This is a genomic window from Zoogloea sp., assembly GCF_028689785.1.
GTDB lineage: Bacteria > Pseudomonadota > Gammaproteobacteria > Burkholderiales > Rhodocyclaceae > Zoogloea.
Genome location: NZ_JAQVCN010000014.1, coordinates 1 through 18,334, shown reverse-complemented (window position 1 = coordinate 18,334; position 18,334 = coordinate 1). Strand labels below are relative to the sequence as shown.

Sequence of the window (18,334 nt, the reverse complement as noted above, 5' to 3'; positions counted from 1 at the left end):
CCATGGGCTTGCGACTCAAATTCAATCTGGTCTTGCTGGCGGTGTTTCTTGCCGGCTTTGGCGTGGCGGGCTACATCTCCCACGATCTGCTCCACCGCCATGCCCGCGAGCAGGTGCTGGGCGAAGCCCGGCTTGTAATGGAGGCGGCGATGGCGGTGCGCGGTTACACCGTGGCCCAGGTCCGCCCCCATCTCAACCCGCTGATGGACAAGCAGTTCCTGCCCCAGACGGTGCCCGCCTATGCCGCCACCGAGACCCTTGCCCAGCTGCGCAAGAAGTACCCCAACTACGATTACAAGGAAGCCACCCTCAACCCCACCAACCCCCGTGACCGGGCGGCTGACTGGGAGGCCGACCTGGTCAACAGCTTCCGCAACCGCCCCGACAGCAAGGAAATCTCCGGTCAGCGCGACACGCCTACCGGCCCGACCCTCTACATCGCCCACCCCATCCGCATCGAGACGGCGGCCTGTCTGCCCTGTCACAGCACGCCGGACGTGGCGCCGGCGAGCATGACCAAGGTCTATGGCACGGCCAACGGCTTTGGCTGGAAACTTAATGAGGTGGTGGGCGCCCAGGTGGTGTCGGTGCCCATGTCGGTGCCCCTCGAAAACGCCGACCAGGCTTTCCGCACCTTCATGGGCTCACTGGCGGCGGTCTTCGCGGCGGTCTTCGTGGTGCTCAACCTGATGCTGACCTGGCTGATCATCCAGCCGGTGTCGCGCATGTCGGCGGCGGCCGACAAGGTCAGCACCGGTGATTTCGACCAGCCGGAGTTTCCTGAAGGGGGCAAGGACGAGGTGGCGGTGCTGGCCAGTTCCTTCAACCGCATGCGCCGCAGTCTCGAGAAGGCCATGCAGATGATCGACTCCTGACCTTCCCGCCCCATGAGCGATACCACCCAGGCTCCCCACGAGGGGCAGGACGAACAACTTGCCCTGCCGGGGGGTTACGTTCTCAACGAGTACCGCATCGAGCGGGTGCTCGGCGGTGGCGGCTTCGGCATTACCTATCTGGCCCACGACGCCCACCTGGATTGTCGGGTAGCGATCAAGGAGTACGTTCCCAAGGATCTCGCCGTGCGTGGCGGTGACTGCGCCGTGCGGCCGCGCTCGGCCAGGTCGGTCAAGGGCTTCGAGTGGGGTCTCAAGCGATTCCTGCTGGAGAGCCGGGCCCTGGCCAGCTTCCATCACCCGGGCATCGTCCGCGTGCTGCGCTACTTTCAGGCCAACGAAACCGCCTACATGGTGATGGAGTACGAGACCGGCGAGCCGCTGCACCACTGGCTGATCGGCCGCCTGCCCCTTGACCGGGCGACCCTGCTGAACATCGTGCGGCCCCTGCTCGACGGCCTTGAGGCCATTCATCGGGCCGGCTTTCTGCACCGGGACATCAAGCCCGGCAACATTTACATGCGTGCCGACGGCACGCCGGTGCTGCTGGATTTCGGTTCGGCGCGGCGGGTGGAGACCGACGAGGGCCAGGAGCAGGCCCTCACCGCGGTGGTGACCCCCGGCTTTGCGCCGGCCGAGCAGTATCACCGCCACGGCAAGCAGGGGCCCTGGACCGATCTGTATGCGTTTGCCGGGGTGATGTACTGGATGGTCACCGGCAAGCTGCCCATCGAAGCCTTTGCCCGCCTGCGCGAGGATGGCATGCCCCCGGCGGCGGGCATCGGCAACGTGGACGTGTTTGGCCTGGGCCTGCTCAACGCCATCGACTGGGCGCTGAACCCCGACGAGAACAAGCGCCCCCGTCAGGTGGCCGATTTCCGCCGGGCCTGTCTGGCGCCGCCCACGGGGGGAGAAGGAGCGGTGGACCCGCCCGTCGAGGCGCCGCTGCCCCTGGGGTTGTCAGCATCCGAGGCCCGGACCTTCATTGGCGCCGTGCTGTTTGCCGATGTTGTCTCGCCGGCTGACGATTTGGCCGCTCAGGCCGAAAAGCGCACTCGCCTGGTGCGCATGCTCAGCCAGGCTATTGCGCCTGTCCCGCCCACCACGCGCCTGGCGGTGAATACCAAGGAAGGCTGCGCTGTGTGCTACGTGGGCGACCCGGAGGATGCTCTGCGTACGGCGGTGCAGCTGGGCGATGTGGCGGCCAGTGAAGGCCTGGGTGTGCACCTGGGCATCAACCTGGGCCCTGTGCGCATTGCCCCCGACCCCAACGGCCGCTCGCGCATCCTCGGCGACGGCATTACCACGGCTTTCCGGGTGATGCGTTTTTCCGAGCCAGGGCAGGTGCTGGTGGCGCGGGCCTACTACGAGGTGGTCCAGCATCTCAAGCGCAATGCGGGGGAGTGCTTTCGGCACATGGGCTTGCGCCGCGACCCCCAGGCCCGGGACCACGATCTGTACCTGTGGAGCGGTGAACATCTGGCTGCCGCCGGCAGCGAGCCCTCTCTCAGTCGCCCTGCGGCCGGCGCCGACATCACCCCGGCCGCCATCGACAGCGCGGAGCGCATCCTGGCTCAGCACATCGGCCCGATGGCCCGCATCCTGGTGCGTCGCACGGTGCCGCGAGCCGCCAGCCTGCCCGAGTTGCTGCAGAGCCTGGCTGATCTGATCCCCGATCCGGCGCCGCGCTCGGCCTTCCTGTCCAGCGCCATGGCCGGCTCCGGGCTGCCGTCCCTGTCACCGTCCCCGCGCAGCAGCGCAGGCCTTGGCACCGGCGTTGCAAGCGCCTCCGCGGTGATTCCAGAGGCGGACCTGGCCCGCATCGAAAAGCTCTTTGCCCGCCACATGGGCCCCATGGCCAAGGTGCTGGTGCGGCGCGAGTCGCGCACCGCCAACAGTCTCGACACCCTGTGCCGGGCCCTGGCCAGCCATCTGGACAAGGACGGGGAGCGCCTGCGTTTCCTGAGCGATGCGGGGTTCTGAGCCCGACCCGGGACGGCCAGCGGCGGGCCACGCCGTGGATTGAAGGGGAGTAAAGGAATGGAAATGCGGCCCTTGCGTCTGACCCCGGGACAGGATCTGCGCCGGGCGCTGGAGTGCGTCGTCTTTGCCGAAGGTTTTTCTGCGGCCTTCGTGGTGGCCGGCATCGGCAGCCTCGACAAGGCCCATCTGCGCCGTGCCGGCGCGGAGGATGTGGATGTGCTGGAGGGCAAGCTGGAACTGCTCACCCTCTCGGGGAGCATCGCCGCCAATGGCGCTCACCTGCATGCGGCCATGGCGACGGCCACGGGGGCCGTGGTGGGCGGGCATCTGGCCTACGGATGCACGGTGCGGACCACGGCGGAAGTGCTGCTGGGTTTGCTGCCCGACTGGAGCTTCATGCGTGAGCCGGACTTGGGGACCGGTTATGCAGAGCTGAGCGTGTACCCGCGCCAGCCGGGCGGCTGACGCGGGGCTTTGGCGGATATTCAGGCCACCTTGGCCTTGCAGGCCTTGGCGCACTCGGCACAGCTTTCCATGCATTCCTTGCAGGCCTTGTGCTTGTCGGCGTGCTTCTTGCACTCGGCCTCGCAGGCCTTGCACACGTCCACGCACAGGGCAGCAAGCTTGGGAGCGAACTTTGATTCGGCCCCGGCCAGGGTGATCAGGGCACGGCAGGAGGCGAGCATCTCGCGCACGCTGCTGGCACAGGCGGCCATGCTCTTGTCGCCCTCGCCCATCAGCATGATGCAGTGGGTCAGGCATACCTCGCCCTTCTCGATGCAGATGCCGGCGGTGTCGAGCACCGCCTGCCAGGGGTGGGCGCCTTCGTGATGATGATGGCTGTGGTCGGCAGCTGCCGAGGCCGCACCGGCGGCAAGCAGGGCGCCAGTGGCAAAAAGGGCGTCACGACGGTTCATGGTGGAATCTCAGGGGGATCTACTTGGTGGATGAACCGGTGATGTTGTCGAGTCGCCGGGCTTCTTCTTCAGAGATGTACTCAAAGACTCGCACCACTTTCTGTACCCCGGCGGTGGTCCGGGCCACTTCGGTGGCGGCATTGCCTTCCTTCTCGGTGACCAGACCCATCAGGTATACCGTGCTGGCTTCCGTGGTTACCTTGACCTGCTGGACGCGGAAATCCTTCTGGTCCACAAAGCGGGCCTTGACCTTGGAGCTGATGTAGCTGTCGTTGCTGCGCGCTGAGAAGGTGCTGGTGGGGGCGACGCGCAGTTCGTTGACCACTTCGCGCACGTTTTCGACCACCGCGGCGATGCGCCCAGCCTCCTCACGGCTGGCCTCGTTGAAGGCCTCACCGGTGAGCAGCAGCTTGCGGTTGAAGGAGGTGGCGTTGACATGCACCTTGTCGCCGAGTCGATCGTTGATCCGGTTGTTGGTCTTCCACTCGATGCCTTCGTCCTCCACGTAGGCGCCGGAGCTGCGCCGGTCCGTGGCCATGGCCACGGCCGCGCCAGTGCCACCGACGATGACGGGGATGCAGCCCTGGGCGACGCTCAGGGTGCCGATGGCGAGAGCCGTCCAGGCGAGAGTCTTGCGGATGGGTTTCATTCTTCGATTCCAAGAAAGAGACAGTCGATGCCGTCGCACAGGCAATGCAGGGTGATCAGATGGACCTCCTGGATACGGGCGGTGCGATCGGAGGGAACGCAGAGATGGATGTCATCGGGGCCGAGGAGTTCCGCCATGGCGCCGCCGCCCTTGCCGGTCAGGGCCACCACGCGCATCTCGCGCTCGTGGGCGGCATGGACGGCCTCGATTACGTTGGGAGAGTTGCCGCTGGTGGAGATGGCCAGCAGGACGTCGCCGGGCTGGCCCAGGGCGCGCACCTGTTTGGAAAAGATCTGCGTGAAGTCGTAGTCGTTGGCGATGGAGGTAAGGGTGGAGCTGTCGGTGGTCAGGGCGATGCCCGCCAGGGGCGGGCGCTCCATCTCGAAACGGTTGAGCAGCTCGGCGGCGAAATGCTGGGCGTCGGCCGCAGAACCCCCGTTGCCGCAGGCCAGAATCTTGCCGTTGGCCATCAGGCTGTGGGTCATGGCCTCGATGGCGGCGGCAATGGGTTCGGCCATGAACTCCAGGGACGCCAGCTTGGTCTGGGCACTGTCGGTAAACTGCTGGGCAATGCGGGCAACAAGATCCATCACGAACTCCGGGGAAAGTGCCCCCGATTCTAGCATTCCGCCCGCCGCGCCCGCCCGGTGCGAGAGATCCGCTTACAAACCCACCAGCACGTCCACCCGCAGGCGTTTCCAGGGGTTGGGGTGCTGTACCAGGCGGCCGATGCGCCCGCTCACCGGGGTGCCCCGGTCCATGGCCCGAGCTACGTCCCGGTTCTCGGCCCGGGGCAGATAGCCGAGCTTCTCGCCACGCCACTCCACGCGTATCGCATGGGCGTCATGGGGGTTGTCCGGTTCGCGGATCAGGGCCAGGCGGTCGCCCTCGCGCATCTCATCCCACAGGATCTTGCCGCCGTAATACTGAAAGCCGGCCAGGGGCGAGCTCTGCACCAGCACCCGGACAGTCTGGGCCGGGGCCGGCGGGCTGATCAGCAGGGCGACGGCCAGGATCAGCCTGAGTCCACCCCTAACCCGCATCGAAGGCCCCCTGCAGCCACTCGATGCGCGCCGGGTCCAGGCTGTCGAGCAGGATGGCGTCGAAGCGGCAGGGCGCGCTGGCGTAGGCCCGCCCGGCCCCCGCCAGCCAGTAGTGGGCGGCCAGGATCACCCGGCGCTGCTTGCTCGGGGTGATGCTGGCCGCGGCGCCGCCGAAGCGGCTGTTGCTGCGCAGGCGCACCTCCACGAAGACCACGCTGCGCCGGTCGTGGGCGATCAGGTCCACCTCGCCGCCCCGGCAGCGCAGGTTGCGCACCAGGATGTGCAGCCCGTGGCGCTCCAGGTGGGCGGCGGCCAGGGCCTCGGCCGCTTCGCCCCGGCGCAGGTGTTCGGCTTGCGTCGGCGCCCCCCGGCCCCCACAATCGGGCTCCCCCGCCATTCCCTCCCAGGCCTGCCATGCTTTCCGCTCCGTCCGACGCATCTTCCGTGTCTCCGCTCAATAAGACATCGTCATTGTATGTGGTGGCCACGCCCCTGGGAAACCTGCAGGACATGAGCCTGCGCGCGCTGGCCGTGCTGCGGGCGGTGGATGCGGTGGCCTGCGAAGACACCCGCCACAGCCAGCGCCTCCTCGATGCCTTCGGCATCAAGACCCGCCTGGTGGCCCTGCACGAACACAATGAACAGGCCGCCGCCGGGCTGGTGATCCGCATGCTGGAGGAGGGCAAACAGGTGGCCCTGATCACCGATGCCGGCACCCCGGCCGTCTCCGACCCCGGCGCCCGTGCGGTGGCCCGGGTGCAGGACGCGGGTTTTCCCGTCGTCCCGGTACCCGGCGCCAGCGCAGTGATCACGGCCCTGTCCGCCTCCGGGTTGGCCGACGGGCATTTCCACTTCCACGGCTTCCTGCCCACCAAGAGCGCCGCCCGCCGCGCCAGCCTGGAAGGCCTGCGCAGCGTGCCCGGCACCCTGGCGTTCTACGAGGCCCCCCACCGCATCGCCGAAACCCTCGACGATCTGGCCGCCGTCTTCGAGCCGACCCGCGAGCTGGTGGTGGCCCGCGAGCTGACCAAGATGTTCGAGCAGATCGTGCGCATGCCCATCACCGAAGGCCCCGCCTGGCTCGCCGCCGACGCCAACCGGGCGCGGGGCGAGTTCGTGCTGCTGGTGTCGGCCGCGCCAGTGGCTGAAGGCCTGTCGCCCGAGGCGGAGCGGGTGCTGGGCCTGCTGCTGGCCGAGCTACCGGTGAAGCAGGCCGCCAAGCTGGCAGCGGCGATTACGGGGGAGTCGAAGAATGCGCTGTATGAGAGGGCGCTGGCGATGAGGGAGGGGGGCTGAAGTCCTGCCACGACCATTTTCGAAAGCCTGATCGGGGGGGCAGGTCTATGCGCGGCGTAAATGAGCGATCTGAGCGAGCCTGAGTTGTTCATAGGTTCGAAACACAGGCCAGAATTCCTCATCCGGGATGAATGGAAATTGCACGTAGTAGTGCTTGCCGTTAGCGCCGTCCAAGTGCTGCGTGTCTTCGCCGAAGATGGGCGTCTCCTCGCACCAAGTGCCTGTGTCATCACGGAGTGTGGCTTTGTATAGCGACAAAGTCTGGTGACCTAAGGAAAGTACGAAGGTGAAGAAGGCGCCCTCTACAATCAGGTAGTCTCCGCATGGGGCTATCCGGTTTCATAACGTTTGAGCTGACTTGCTCGCGACAGACGGCGTACCTGGCTGGCGAACATAGGGTGGAGCGAACGATCAGGTCGTACTCGCGCTCTTGGCGCTGGCTATCGCACGCAGGAAACCCTGCCGGTCGGCCGGCGATATGAGGATGGACTGCCCCGTGCCGTACTCGACACGCAAACGTGTGAGAGAGAGGGCAGGCCCCGAAAGGACGGAGTTGCTTGGCTCAACGCGCGTGATGGACGAGACGGGAATACGCCAGCGGAAGGGCCCGCTGCGTATAAGCAGCGCCTCGTTTTCGATCATGTAGATCGTGGATGCGAGAGTCCAGATTGGTAGAACGGCCCCGATGGCGATGATGATCACCGGCAGGAGTGCTGCGCCAGAAGCGCGTTGCAGGGTTGCGAATGCTGCAGCGAGTGCGATGATCACCGCGCCGATCAGGACGATGGCCAACCAAAGGTCGATCTTCGAGCGGAACAGCATGGAAAGGCTCCTCGCTGTGTTCAAGAGGCTATTTTGCACTGACGCAGTAGGCCAGAGCGCGGCACATCACAGCCTGAAGCGCTCATGACTGATTGATGCGTCGAGTGTAGGCGACGAAAACTTCATCGCGCATCCAGCCCAGTGACTCGTAAAGAGACTGTGCCGCCCTGTTCGTGCGAGCCGTGGTGAGGTCCATGCGTGCCTTGCCCTCGACCGCTGCCTTTGCCTCGGCTGCAAGCAAAAGCAGGCGACCGACCCCTGCCTTTCGGTTGGATGGCAATACGAAGAGATCGTAGAGCACGTAAATTGGCTTTGCCTCGACGGAACAAAAGGAAGGGTAAAGCTGGCTGAAGCCAAGCAAGCCTGACGAAGCGGACTCGGCTACAAGAATGACCGAATCCCGGTTGCTCAGCCGATCAACGATGAACTGCTGCGCCAGGGGCAGATCGGATGGCTGTTCATAGAACTGGCGATACAAATCGAACAACTCTGCGACCGCAGTAATGTCGGTGGGGTGTGCTTCCCTTGTGGTGATGCTCATCGTATTCAGGCAGAAAACTACGAGGAAAAAGCGCAAGGCCTTGACGTAAGGCGGTCTCCGAGGAGCCGGCCGGCGAAGAGCGTGATGACGACAACGGCGATTGCCGGCAATCCGATCAATGCCATTCCGTAGGTCAGCAAGAGGCTCCAGAGGTACCACACAGCGATCGCTACGAATACGCTGCGTACTAGCAGGGAACTGGTTGGCCGGTCAAAGGAGAAACCGAACGCGAAGCCAACGAAACCTGACACCAGGACAGAAAGACCGGCAAAACTCCATATTTCATGCTTGCCAAACTCGCGCAGAGCGCTCAGCAAAAGCGCATTGCCGAACCCAAACCCTGCAGAAAACAGAAGAATCGTGCGGAACATCTCTCTTTGCAAAAATGCTATTTCAATTAAGCGAAAATAGCATAATCAATGGGGCCGGCTTCCGCGTTTGTCCGTCCGTTTCTTGATTTTATATGGCTGAAACCCCGGTGTCGGGTAAAGCAGCAGGGCGGCATGGTTCTGGTTGACGCAGGATGCTGCCAGGTTCAACGATCGTTGAATCATGAGCAAGTCGGTGGCCGGGAGTCCAAGGTCGATTGAATTCCAACCCACACAAGCGCACCGTCTCGGCTCGCGTCACGCGTTTTGGCCCGGCCACCCCTCACCGCACATGATTCCCATCCCTCCCCACCAACGTCACCTCCACATAGCGTGATCCCACCCGTTCCCCCGGGTTGAAGCGCAGCTTGAATCCCCCCAGGTCCAGATCCAGGTTCTCCAGCGACTGCATCACCGCCGCCGGGGTGGGGGTGCCTTTGCTGCGGCGGATCGCCTCAATCAGGACGCGGGCGCCGACGTATTCCTCGAAGCTGGTGTAGGAAGGGGTGTCTTCGGGGGCGAAGCGTTTGAGGGCCTGGTGGTAGTCGCGGGCGATGCGGCTGACGCCGCTGAAGGGGGAGGGCATGACCTGGGTGATGCCGACGCCCCGGGCGGCGTCGCCGCCGGCCAGCTGGTGCAGTTCGCGGCCGTTGACCACCGAGATGCTGAAGAGCTGGGTGCCCGGGTGGGCGGTCTGGTAGGCCTTGACGAAGGCGGCGGTGGGGCGAACCACGCCGATCATGATCACGGCTTGGGGTACGCCGCGGGCGATGTCCTCGACGGCCCGGGCCACGTCTTCGGTGTTCTTCTCGTAGCTGCCCTTGCTGACGACCTTCATGCCGTGGCGGGCCAGGGCCTTTTCGACGCCGGCCAGGCCGGCCTGGCCGAAGGGGTCGTTCTGGTGGAACACGGCGATGCGGCTAAGGCCGGTGCCGACAAACTGGCGCACCATGGCCTCGGTTTCGTCGCCGTAGCTGGCGCGGATGTGGAAGATCCAGGGGTTGAAGGGGGTGCGCAGGGGTTCGCCGCCGGTGTAGGGCGCCACCAGGGCGATGCCGCCGCCGGAGAGTACGCCCTGCTTGAGCAGTTCGGCGATGTTGCCGGTGCCGGCATAGCCGATCAGCGCGGCGGCCTTGTCCTTGCGGATGAGTTCCTGGGTCAGGCGCAGGGTTTCGGCGGTCTGGTAGCCGTCATCCTTGAGCACGTGCTTGAGGGTGTGGCCATTGACGCCACCGGCGGCGTTGGCGGCGTCAATGGCGATGCGCACCCCCAGGGCCATGGCCTCGCCGGTGGAGGCCAGGCTGCCGGAGAGGGGCGCGCACTGGCCGATGATCACCGTCTCGGCGCGTGCCGTGCCCCATATCAGCACGCTGCTTGCCAACAGGCCGCCGAGCAGCCGCCGCGTCGCCCTCTTCATTGCTTATGCCCTCATCGCATTTGTTGATGGCGGCAGTATGAAGTATGGGAAAGCTAACTGCTGTGATCGGATGTTGCGGTGCAATGTGCGCTATGTCTCAGTGCGCATGCTGTTGTGCTAAATGTCTCAGCTCTCGCCTCCCTGCAGCCCGTATTTGCGGATTTTGTCGTGGAGGGTGGTCTTGGGGATGCGCAGGGCTTCGGCGCTACGGGCCAGGCTGCCGCCGTGGCGGCGCAGCTCGGCGGCGATGAGGCTGCGTTCAAAGCTCTCCACCGACTCGGCCAGGGAGGCCGGCGGGGTGTCGCCGTCGGCGGTGCCCAGCAGATCCTTGCCCACCCCCAGCACGATGCAGTCGGCCACGTTGCGCAGCTCCCGCACGTTGCCGGGCCAGGTGTGGGCCATGAGCTTGCGCATCTGCTCCGGCGGCACCGTGGGCAGGGGGCGGTCGTGGCGGCGGGCGGCCTGCAGCAGGAAGTGCTCCAGCAGCATGGGGATATCCTCGCGGCGTTCCCGCAGGGGGGGCAGGTCGATGGTCACCACGTTGAGGCGGTAGTACAGGTCGGCGCGGAAGGTCTGGCGCTCGGCCCGGTCCTTCAGGTCGTCCTTGGTGGCGGCGACCACCCGGCAATCCACCGGCAGCTGCTGGTTGGAGCCCAGGCGTTCCACGACGCGCTCCTGAAGTACCCGCAGCAGCTTGATCTGCACGCCCATGGGCATGCTTTCCAGCTCGTCCAGAAAGAGGGTGCCCTTGTTGGCGTACTCGATCTTGCCGATGCGCCGCTTCTGGGCGCCGGTGAAAGCGCCGGCCTCGTGGCCGAAGAGTTCGCTGTCGAGCAGGTTGTCGGGCAGGCCGCCGCAGTTGAGGGCCACCAGGGGGCCGTCCTTGCGCCGGGAGAGTTCGTGCAGGCACTGGGCAATGAGCTCCTTGCCGGTGCCGGTCTCACCACGCACCAGTACATCCACGCTGGTGCCGGCCACGTCGGTGACCAGCTGGCGCACCCGGGCCATTTGAGGGGAGCGGCCGATGAGCTTGGCCTCGGCGCCTTCGCGCTGTTCCAGGCGACGGCGAAGGTCGAGCACTTCCAGGGTCAGGGCGCGCTTTTCCAGGGCGCGGCGCACCACGTCTACCAGCAGCTCCGGCGAGAAGGGTTTCTGGATGAAGTCGTAGGCGCCGCTGCGCATGGCTTCCACGGCCAGGGTCACGTCGCCGTGGCCGGTGATGATGATCACCGGCAGATCGGAATCCATGGCCTGGCAGCGGTGCAGCACCTCCATGCCGTCGGCCTTGGGCAGGCGCATGTCGGTGACCACCACACCGGGAAAGCCCGGTTTGAGGCGCTGCAGGCCTTCTTCGGCCGAGCCGATGCCCTCCACGGGGATGTCGGCCAGCATCATGGCCTGCTCGCAGCCCAGGCGCACGTCGGGGTCGTCTTCGATGATGAGGGCGCGGAGTTCGGGGCTCATGGCTGTTCTTTCGGTGCGGCAGGCAGGTTCAGGATGAAGCGCGCTCCACCTTCGGGGCGGTTCTCGGCGTGCAGATCGCCGCCGAACTCGCGCACGATGTCGCGGGAGATGGCGAGCCCCAGGCCGAGGCCTTCGCCGGCGGGCTTGGTGGTGAAGAAAGGTTCGAAGAGGGCGCCGGCATCGGGCAGGCCGCAGCCGGTGTCGGCAATGCTCAGCTCCAGGCTGCCGTCGGCGCCCGGGGTGGCTTCGATGGTGAGCGTTTTGTGTTCGCTGTCGGCCATGGCGTCGGCGGCGTTGCGGATCAGGTTGATGAGCACCTGCTCCAGGCGGTTCTGGTCACACCAGGCAATGGCCTGTTCGGCTTCGCAGCGATTGTCCACGGTGACCCCCGACTTGCTCAGGCGCTGGTCGAGCAGGAACAGGGCCGCTCCTACGGCGTGGGCCACGTCGGTAGGGGCCGGGATGGCCGGCGATTTGCGGGCGAAGGTCTTGAGCGGGGTGATGATGCGCCCCATCTGGTCGGCCAGGCGGGCGATGATGCCCAGGTTCTGCTCGACGGTGGCCAGGTTGCCGCGCTTCATGAACTCCACGGCATTGCCCGATAGGGTGCGCATGGCACCGAGGGGCTGGGCCAGTTCGTGGGTGATGCCGGCGGCCAGCTGGCCGAGCACGGCAAGCTTGGCCGCCTGCACCAGTTCGTTCTGGGCGGCGCGCAGGGTCTGCTCGGCCTGCTGGCGTTCGGCCACCTCCTTGCGCAGGCGGGCGTTGGTGTCGGTGAGGGCCTTGGTGCGGCGGGCCACCTTGCTTTCGAGCTGGGCATTGGCCTGCACCAGCAGTTCCTTGGCTTCCAGCTTCTGGCGGATGATGCGGCGGCGCTGGGCTACCACCAGCAGCAGGAGCAGCACGAAGCCAGTGGCTATCGCCGCCAGGGCGCCGTGCCCGAAGGCTTGGGCACGCACCGGGCGCAGGTCCGAGAAGATCAGCAGGCGCCAGCCCACGTCCTTGAGTCCGCGCCCATGCACCAGATAGCTGCCGGCCACTTCGGCATGGCTGCGGGGGCGCGGGCTGCTGGAGGACGGGGCTCGCAGGTTCATGTGCACGATCTGGCCCTCGTGGCCGGGGTCGGAGTCGACACTGACCGGGAAGTCGCCGATGGGGCCGTCGTTGTACAGCCGGTTCATCTTGATCTCCACCCGGGTGTCGATGGGCAGCGGCGACAGGGCGGTGTAGCGCCACTCAGGCACCGAGGAGAGGATCACCACGCCGTTGCCGTCGGCGATCAGGGCCGGGGCGCCGAGGAGATCCCAGGCGGATTCGAGCTGGGCCAGGCTGATCTTGATCACTGCCACCCCCACCACCCGGTTGCCCTGGCGGATGGGGTGGGAGACGAAGTAGCCCGGCTCGCCCCGGGTGATGCCGATGGCGAAGTGCCGCCCGACCCGCCCGGCCAGGCCCTCAAGGAAGTAGGTGCGAAAGGATAGATCCTCACCGACGAAGCTGTTGTCCGGGTCGTTCCAGTTGCTGGAGGCGATGACGATGCCGCGCTCGTTCACCACAAAGATGGCGATGCTGCCGATGTGGCCGTTGAGGCGCTGCAGAAAACGGTTGGCCGCAACGATGCTGGCCGGCCCCGGCTTGCGCTGCATCACGCCCAGCACCTCTTCGTTGAGCTGGATGGTGGCCGGGATGTGGGCATAGCGATTGACGATGCCGTCCACCGCCGCGGCAAACAGGTCGAGTCGGTGGCCCGCGTCGGTGCGCAGGGTCTGCATGCCCTGGTATTCGCTGGCCCGGTAGCCGCCGAAGCCGATCAACCCGATCACCAGCAGAATGGCCGCGACGATGAAGGGATTGGGCGACAGGGAGCGGGACGGCGGCAGCCCCGTGCCGCCGACGGGGGCTTGGGCGGCGGCGGGGGCTGAAGGGGCTGCGGCGGGCTCGGACATGGTGTTAGGGGTGATCACACGGCGGTGGCTTGCATAAAAAGGGGTGGGGTGGGCCTTTTCGTGGGGTCGAGTTCATTCGACCTCCCCACGTTGATCACAGACAGACCCCTGGCCAGAGTCCGAGGTCGAAGGCACTCGACCCCACCGTCCGTCCGCTGGCCGGCCTGACCCCACGCACACATCGTCTCAGTGCTGCAGGATCTTGGCCAGGAACTGGCGTGCCCGCTCGGAGCGTGGAGCCCCGAAGAAGGCGTCCTTGCTGTCGTCCTCGACGATCTGCCCCTTGTCCATGAAGATCACCCGGTTGGCGACCTTGCGGGCGAAGCCCATCTCGTGGGTGACGCACATCATGGTCATGCCCTCCTGGGCGAGTTCGACCATCACGTCGAGCACCTCGTTGATCATCTCCGGGTCGAGGGCGGAGGTGGGCTCGTCGAAGAGCATGCAGATAGGGTCCATGGCCAGGGCGCGGGCGATGGCGACACGCTGCTGCTGGCCGCCGGAGAGCTGGCCGGGGAACTTGGCGGCGTGGGCCTTGAGGCCGACCCGGTCGAGGAGCTTGAGGCCCTTGTCGCGGGCTTCGTCCTTGTTGCGGCCGAGCACCTTCTCCTGGGCGATGGTGAGGTTGTCGGTGATGCTCATGTGGGGGAAGAGTTCGAAGTGCTGGAAGACCATGCCGACGTGGCTGCGCAGCTTGGACAGGTTGGTCTTCGGGTCGCCCACCGACACGCCATTGACGGTGATGGTGCCGGCCTGGAAGGGTTCCAGGCCATTGACGCACTTGATGAGGGTGGATTTGCCGCTGCCCGAGGGGCCGCAGACGACGATCACTTCGCCCTTCTTCACCTGCGTGGTGCAATCGGTGAGAACCTGGAAGCTGCCGTAGTGCTTGGAAACGTTGTCGATGGAGATCATGTCGGGCTCCTGAGGTCAGTGCGCCACGTGGGCGTTGAGTTTCTTTTGGTAGCGGCGCACCAGTTGGGAGGCCGCGAAGCAGATGGCGAAATACACGGCACCGGCAAAGAGCAGCAGCTCGACCAGGCGGCCGTCCCGGTCACCTACCTTGTAGGCGGCGCCGAAGAAGTCGGCCAGGGCCGAGACATAGACCAGGGAGGTGTCCTGGAAGAGCACGATGGCCTGGGTGAGGAGCAGCGGGACCATGTTGCGGAAGGCCTGGGGCAGCACCACCAGGCGCATGGCCTGGGCGTAGCTCATGCCCAGGGCCGAGGCGGCGGAGACCTGGCCCTTGGGCACGGACTGGATGCCGGCGCGGATGATCTCGGAGTAGTAGGCCGACTCGAACAGGGCGAAGCCGATCATGGCCGAGGTGAGGCGCACGTCGGTGTTGGGGTCGAGGTTGAAGGCGCCGCGCAGCACCTGGGGCACGATCAGGAAGAACCACAGCAGCACCATCACCAGCGGAATGGCCCGGAAAAGGTTCACATAGCCGGCAGCAAACATCGCCAGAGGCTTCACCGGAGACAGCCGCATCATGGCCAGGGCAGTGCCCCACAGAATGCCGAAAACGACGGCGATGGCGGTGATCTCCAGGGACACCTTCATGCCCTCCCACAGAAAAGGCAGTGCGCCGGGGATCGAGGACCAGTCGAAGTCATGCATGTCACTTACCTCCCAGATAGCCGGGCACGCGGGTCTTGTTTTCCACGTGCCGCATGAGGGTCATGACCACCACATTGATGAGCAGGTAGAGGGCAGTCACGGCGATGAAGGATTCGTAGGGCTGGGCGGTGTAATCCACGAGCTGGCGGCCCTGGGCGGCGAGTTCGAGCAGGCCGATGGTGGAGCACACCGCGGAGTTCTTGAAGATGTTGAGGAACTCGGAGGTCAGCGGCGGCACCACCAGGCGGAAGGCCATGGGCAGGAGCACGTAGCGGTATGTCTGGGGCAGGGTGAAGCCCAGGGCGAGGCCGGCGTTCTTCTGGCCGCGAGGCAGGGCGTTGATGCCCGAGCGCACCTGTTCACAGACGCGGGCGGAGGTGAAGAAGCCCAGGCACACCATGGCCGACACGAACTGCTGGGTGACGGGGTCGAGATCCTGCTTGAAACGTTCGCCGAGGCCGAAGGGCAGCACTTCGGGCAATACGAAGTACCAGATGAAGAGCTGCACCAACAGCGGGATGTTGCGGAAAACCTCCACATAGGTGGCGGCCAGCCCGGACAGCCATTTGCCCGGCACGGTGCGCAAGACGCCCATCAGGCTGCCCAGTGCCAGGGCGATGACCCAGGCCGACAGGGACAGCAGGATGGTGGTCTGCAGGCCGGAGAGCATCCAGCTCAGGTAGGTGCCGTCACCGGAGGCGGCGGGGCTCAGGAAGATGCCCCAGTTCCATTGGTAACTCATGCTTGTTCCTTTCGGAGCGGTGATCCTGGTGGATCGATCTGTGGGGTCGAATTCATTCGACCTCGGACGCCAATCAGGGGGCTGTCGCGGGATCTGTGTGCGGAGGTCGAATGAATTCGACCCCACAGGGGGCGGGCCAGGGTGCCTGACCCGCCCCCGGCCCGATCAGTACTCCATGAACATGCGCTGCAGTTCCTTGCTGTCGTTGGTCCGGGTCAGGGCCACGGCGGCGAGGATGCGGGCCTTTTGCGGGTTCAGGTCGTGGGACACCACCCAGTCGTACTTGTCGTCCGGCTGTTCGGCGTTGCGCAGCACGAAACCGCCGCCCACCACGCGGGACGAACGGATGATCTGCACGCCCTTGCCGCGCAGTTCCTGGAGGGTGGGCACCACCGCACCGCTGACCGAACCGTTGCCGGTGCCGGCATGGATCACCGCCCGGGCACCGCCTTCGGCGAAGGCCTTATAGGCGGTGGGGGTGGCGTTGCCGTAGCCGTAGGCGATCTCCACCGGGGCCAGCTTGTCGAGGCGGTCGATGTCGAATTCGGTGCCGGTGGTATGGCGCTTGGCGGGGGCGCGGAACCAGTAGGTCTTGCCTTCGACGATCATGCCCAGGGGCCCCCAGGGGCTCTTGAAGGCTTCGGTCTTGATGTTGACCGTCTTGCTTACGTCGCGGCCGGTGTGGATCTCGTCGTTCATGGTGACGAGCACACCCTTGCCGGCGGCATCCTTGCTGCCGGCCACGGCTACCGCGTTGTAGAGGTTGAGCATGCCGTCGGCCGACATGGCAGTGCCCGGGCGCATGGAGCCCACCACCACCACCGGCTTGTCGGTCTTGAGCACCAGATTCAGGAAGTAGGCGGTCTCTTCCAGGGTGTCGGTGCCGTGGGTGATGACGATACCGTCCACGTCCGCCTGGCGGGCCAGGGCAGCGACGCGCTTGCCGAGGGTGATCAGGTGTTCGTTGGTGAAGCTCTCGGAGGCGATCTGGAAGACCTGATCGCCGCGCACCTCGGCCAGGTTCTTGAGCTCGGGCACACCGGCGATAAGCTTGTCCACCGGCACCTTGGCGGCCTGGTAGGACGCGCTGTTGGCCACGCTGGCGCCGGCGCCGGCAATGGTGCCGCCGGTGGCCAGGATGACGACGCGGGGCTTGTCGGCGGCGTGGGCTGCCAGGCTGCCGGCCAGGCCGGCGGCGAGCAGACAGGAGAGGGCGATGGGGCGGAGGCTGAAGAGAGTCATGATCGGGTTCCTTGCTGGGTTGGGGGTGGGGGGCGATCAGAAGTTGTGGCGGATGCCGAGGGCGACGGAGCTGATGTCCAGCCCGGCCGGGGAGCCGAGGAAGCTGTAAGCACCGCCGCCGCCGGCGCTGCGGGCACTGTCGTTGTCGATCTTGGTGTAGTAGGCGTACAGCTTGCTGCGCTTGGACAGGTTGTAGTTGTAGGCGACGGTGTACTGCTTGCCGGCGGTGTCGTTGGTTCCACTGTAGTCGCCGGCCATGCCCACGTTGAGGTGGAACTCGTGGGCGCCCACCGGGGCCATCAGGGCCACACGACAGTAGTTGCGGGTCAGGTCTTCGGTGAGGGTGCTGCGCTTGGAGCGCTCGTAGAGGGCACCGACCACCAGCGGGCCGAAGTTGTAGGAGCCGCCGGCGGTCACGGCGCGGTCGTTGTTGAAGCGGATCGGCGCGGCGCTGTCCAGGTCGGTGGTGTTCTGGGTGGAGGCGTAGCTGACGGCGGCGTGCAGGGGGCCGCGGTCGTAGTTGGCCACCAGGCCCAGGTGGTGGGGGGTGCGCTTGGAGCCACTGGCGACCGGGGCCTCGTCGAGCAGGGCGTAGGCGGCCTCCAGGGTGAAGTCGGCGATCTTCGGGCTGGTGTACCAGATGGTGTTGTTCATGCGCCCGCCGGCGGCATTGGAGTTGCCGAGGATGGCCGACGACAGCAGCGCGTCCGACGAGTAGCCGGAATCGTGGTTGTGCATGCTGATGTGGTCATAGGTGGCGTAGTAGATCGGGCCCAGGGTGCGGCCCAGGCGCAGGGTGCCCTGGGGGGTGCGCAGGCCGACCCAGCTGTCGCGGGTCGCCAGGGTGGTGCCGGAGTCGCTGCCGTCCACACGGATGCGGCTCTCGATCTGGAAGATCACGGCGTTGCCGCCGCCCAGGTCTTCGGTGCCGCGAAAGCCGATGCGCGAGGCGTTGTCATTAACGACGTTGCGGGAGTGGCCGTCTTCGACACGAACGTTCTCGAAGGTGGCGTTGAGGCGGCCATACACCACCACGTCGGTGGCCTGGGCCGGCAGGCTGGCCAAGGCGGAGAGGGTGGCTGCGGCAGCCAGGCTGAGGTGCTGAGCGGTCTTCATGACTTTATTGGTCTCGTGCAAGTGGGGGGAGGGGTTGGGGGAGGGGGCGCATGAGCGATGCGCTTATTCGAAGGCCTTGTCGTTGGGCGCCTTGAACAGCTTGAGCATGGCGTCGGAGGGGGGGAAGTTGAGGTTCAGGCCCTTGGGGGGGATGGGCTGGGTGAACCACTTCTTGTAGATGGCCTCGGCTTCGCCGGAGGTCATGGTTTTGGCGATGGCGGCATCGACGAGCTTTTTGAAACCCGGGTCGTCCTTTCTCATCATGCAGCCGTAGG

The 18,334-nt window shown here is 65.9% G+C and carries 21 protein-coding genes; 4 read left to right on the top strand and 17 right to left on the bottom strand.

The window, feature by feature from the left end; all coding sequences use genetic code 11:
* Positions 1 to 2 precede the first annotated feature (2 nt).
* The 3 genes from PHI64_RS08650 to PHI64_RS08640 are packed head-to-tail and all read left to right on the top strand — an operon-like array spanning position 3 to position 3,341.
* Positions 3 to 875, top strand: a complete 873-nt coding sequence (locus tag PHI64_RS08650; protein ID WP_299881615.1) for a DUF3365 domain-containing protein — start codon at positions 3 to 5, stop codon at positions 873 to 875.
* A gap of 12 nt (positions 876 to 887) precedes the next feature.
* Complete coding sequence (locus PHI64_RS08645) at positions 888 to 2,876, top strand: protein kinase (protein WP_299881612.1); 1,989 nt, start codon at positions 888 to 890, stop codon at positions 2,874 to 2,876.
* Between the two features lie 57 nt (positions 2,877 to 2,933).
* A complete protein-coding gene (locus tag PHI64_RS08640; RefSeq protein WP_299881609.1) occupies positions 2,934 to 3,341 on the top strand; it encodes a PPC domain-containing DNA-binding protein in 408 nt (135 codons plus the stop codon).
* A 20-nt stretch (positions 3,342 to 3,361) separates the two neighbouring features.
* Here PHI64_RS08640 and PHI64_RS08635 read toward each other — a convergent pair whose 3' ends face one another.
* The 5 genes from PHI64_RS08635 to PHI64_RS08615 form a co-directional block, all read right to left on the bottom strand.
* A complete protein-coding gene (locus PHI64_RS08635) occupies positions 3,362 to 3,793 on the bottom strand; it encodes a four-helix bundle copper-binding protein (RefSeq protein WP_299881605.1) in 432 nt (143 codons plus the stop codon).
* Positions 3,794 to 3,812: 19 nt separating this feature from the next.
* Entirely contained in the window at positions 3,813 to 4,442 is a 630-nt protein-coding gene (locus PHI64_RS08630) for a BON domain-containing protein (protein ID WP_299881602.1), read from the bottom strand.
* Complete coding sequence (locus PHI64_RS08625) at positions 4,439 to 5,032, bottom strand: phosphoheptose isomerase (RefSeq protein WP_299881599.1); 594 nt, start codon at positions 5,030 to 5,032, stop codon at positions 4,439 to 4,441. The genes PHI64_RS08630 and PHI64_RS08625 overlap by 4 nt, the downstream gene beginning before the upstream one ends.
* Before the next feature lie 72 nt (positions 5,033 to 5,104).
* The gene (locus tag PHI64_RS08620) at positions 5,105 to 5,485 is read right to left on the bottom strand and encodes an HIRAN domain-containing protein (protein WP_299881596.1); all 381 of its coding nucleotides are present in this window, start codon (positions 5,483 to 5,485) and stop codon (positions 5,105 to 5,107) included.
* Entirely contained in the window at positions 5,475 to 5,882 is a 408-nt protein-coding gene (locus PHI64_RS08615) for a YraN family protein (protein WP_299881784.1), read from the bottom strand. The genes PHI64_RS08620 and PHI64_RS08615 overlap by 11 nt, the downstream gene beginning before the upstream one ends.
* Positions 5,883 to 5,899: 17 nt before the next feature.
* Here PHI64_RS08615 and rsmI point away from each other — a divergent pair, with 17 nt between their 5' ends.
* Entirely contained in the window at positions 5,900 to 6,781 is an 882-nt protein-coding gene (rsmI, locus tag PHI64_RS08610; protein WP_366945163.1) for a 16S rRNA (cytidine(1402)-2'-O)-methyltransferase, read from the top strand.
* A 411-nt stretch (positions 6,782 to 7,192) separates the two neighbouring features.
* Here the strand turns inward: rsmI and PHI64_RS08605 are convergent, their stop codons facing one another.
* From PHI64_RS08605 to PHI64_RS08550, 12 genes are all read right to left on the bottom strand, one after another.
* The gene (locus PHI64_RS08605; RefSeq protein WP_299881593.1) at positions 7,193 to 7,603 is read right to left on the bottom strand and encodes a PH domain-containing protein; all 411 of its coding nucleotides are present in this window, start codon (positions 7,601 to 7,603) and stop codon (positions 7,193 to 7,195) included.
* 82 nt (positions 7,604 to 7,685) lie between these two features.
* Positions 7,686 to 8,144, bottom strand: coding sequence for a GNAT family N-acetyltransferase (locus PHI64_RS08600; RefSeq protein WP_299881590.1), 459 nt, complete (start codon positions 8,142 to 8,144; stop codon positions 7,686 to 7,688).
* Positions 8,145 to 8,161: 17 nt separating this feature from the next.
* Positions 8,162 to 8,515: a hypothetical protein gene (locus PHI64_RS08595; RefSeq protein ID WP_299881587.1), complete on the bottom strand. Its 354-nt coding sequence runs from the start codon at positions 8,513 to 8,515 to the stop codon at positions 8,162 to 8,164.
* 280 nt (positions 8,516 to 8,795) lie between these two features.
* Positions 8,796 to 9,929: an ABC transporter substrate-binding protein gene (locus PHI64_RS08590; protein ID WP_299881584.1), complete on the bottom strand. Its 1,134-nt coding sequence runs from the start codon at positions 9,927 to 9,929 to the stop codon at positions 8,796 to 8,798.
* A 126-nt stretch (positions 9,930 to 10,055) separates the two neighbouring features.
* Positions 10,056 to 11,393: a sigma-54 dependent transcriptional regulator gene (locus tag PHI64_RS08585; RefSeq protein WP_299881581.1), complete on the bottom strand. Its 1,338-nt coding sequence runs from the start codon at positions 11,391 to 11,393 to the stop codon at positions 10,056 to 10,058.
* Positions 11,390 to 13,357, bottom strand: coding sequence for an ATP-binding protein (locus PHI64_RS08580; RefSeq protein ID WP_299881578.1), 1,968 nt, complete (start codon positions 13,355 to 13,357; stop codon positions 11,390 to 11,392). The genes PHI64_RS08585 and PHI64_RS08580 overlap by 4 nt, the downstream gene beginning before the upstream one ends.
* 168 nt (positions 13,358 to 13,525) lie before the next feature.
* Positions 13,526 to 14,254 (bottom strand): amino acid ABC transporter ATP-binding protein, encoded by a 729-nt coding sequence (locus PHI64_RS08575; RefSeq protein WP_299881576.1) that lies wholly within the window; start codon positions 14,252 to 14,254, stop codon positions 13,526 to 13,528.
* Between the two features lie 15 nt (positions 14,255 to 14,269).
* Positions 14,270 to 14,959 carry a glutamate/aspartate ABC transporter permease GltK gene (gene gltK, locus PHI64_RS08570; RefSeq protein ID WP_299881573.1) on the bottom strand — a complete coding sequence of 230 codons (690 nt, stop codon included), beginning with the start codon at positions 14,957 to 14,959 and terminating at the stop codon, positions 14,270 to 14,272.
* A 1-nt stretch (position 14,960) separates the two neighbouring features.
* On the bottom strand, positions 14,961 to 15,701 hold the full coding sequence (locus PHI64_RS08565; protein ID WP_299881571.1) for an amino acid ABC transporter permease: 741 nt from the start codon (positions 15,699 to 15,701) through the stop codon (positions 14,961 to 14,963).
* A gap of 165 nt (positions 15,702 to 15,866) precedes the next feature.
* Positions 15,867 to 16,943 carry an asparaginase gene (locus PHI64_RS08560; protein WP_299881568.1) on the bottom strand — a complete coding sequence of 359 codons (1,077 nt, stop codon included), beginning with the start codon at positions 16,941 to 16,943 and terminating at the stop codon, positions 15,867 to 15,869.
* A 36-nt stretch (positions 16,944 to 16,979) separates the two neighbouring features.
* A complete protein-coding gene (locus tag PHI64_RS08555) occupies positions 16,980 to 18,059 on the bottom strand; it encodes a porin (protein WP_299881565.1) in 1,080 nt (359 codons plus the stop codon).
* 63 nt (positions 18,060 to 18,122) lie between these two features.
* Positions 18,123 to 18,334 (bottom strand): transporter substrate-binding domain-containing protein (locus tag PHI64_RS08550; protein ID WP_299881562.1); only part of this gene is annotated, 212 nt, incomplete at its 5' end.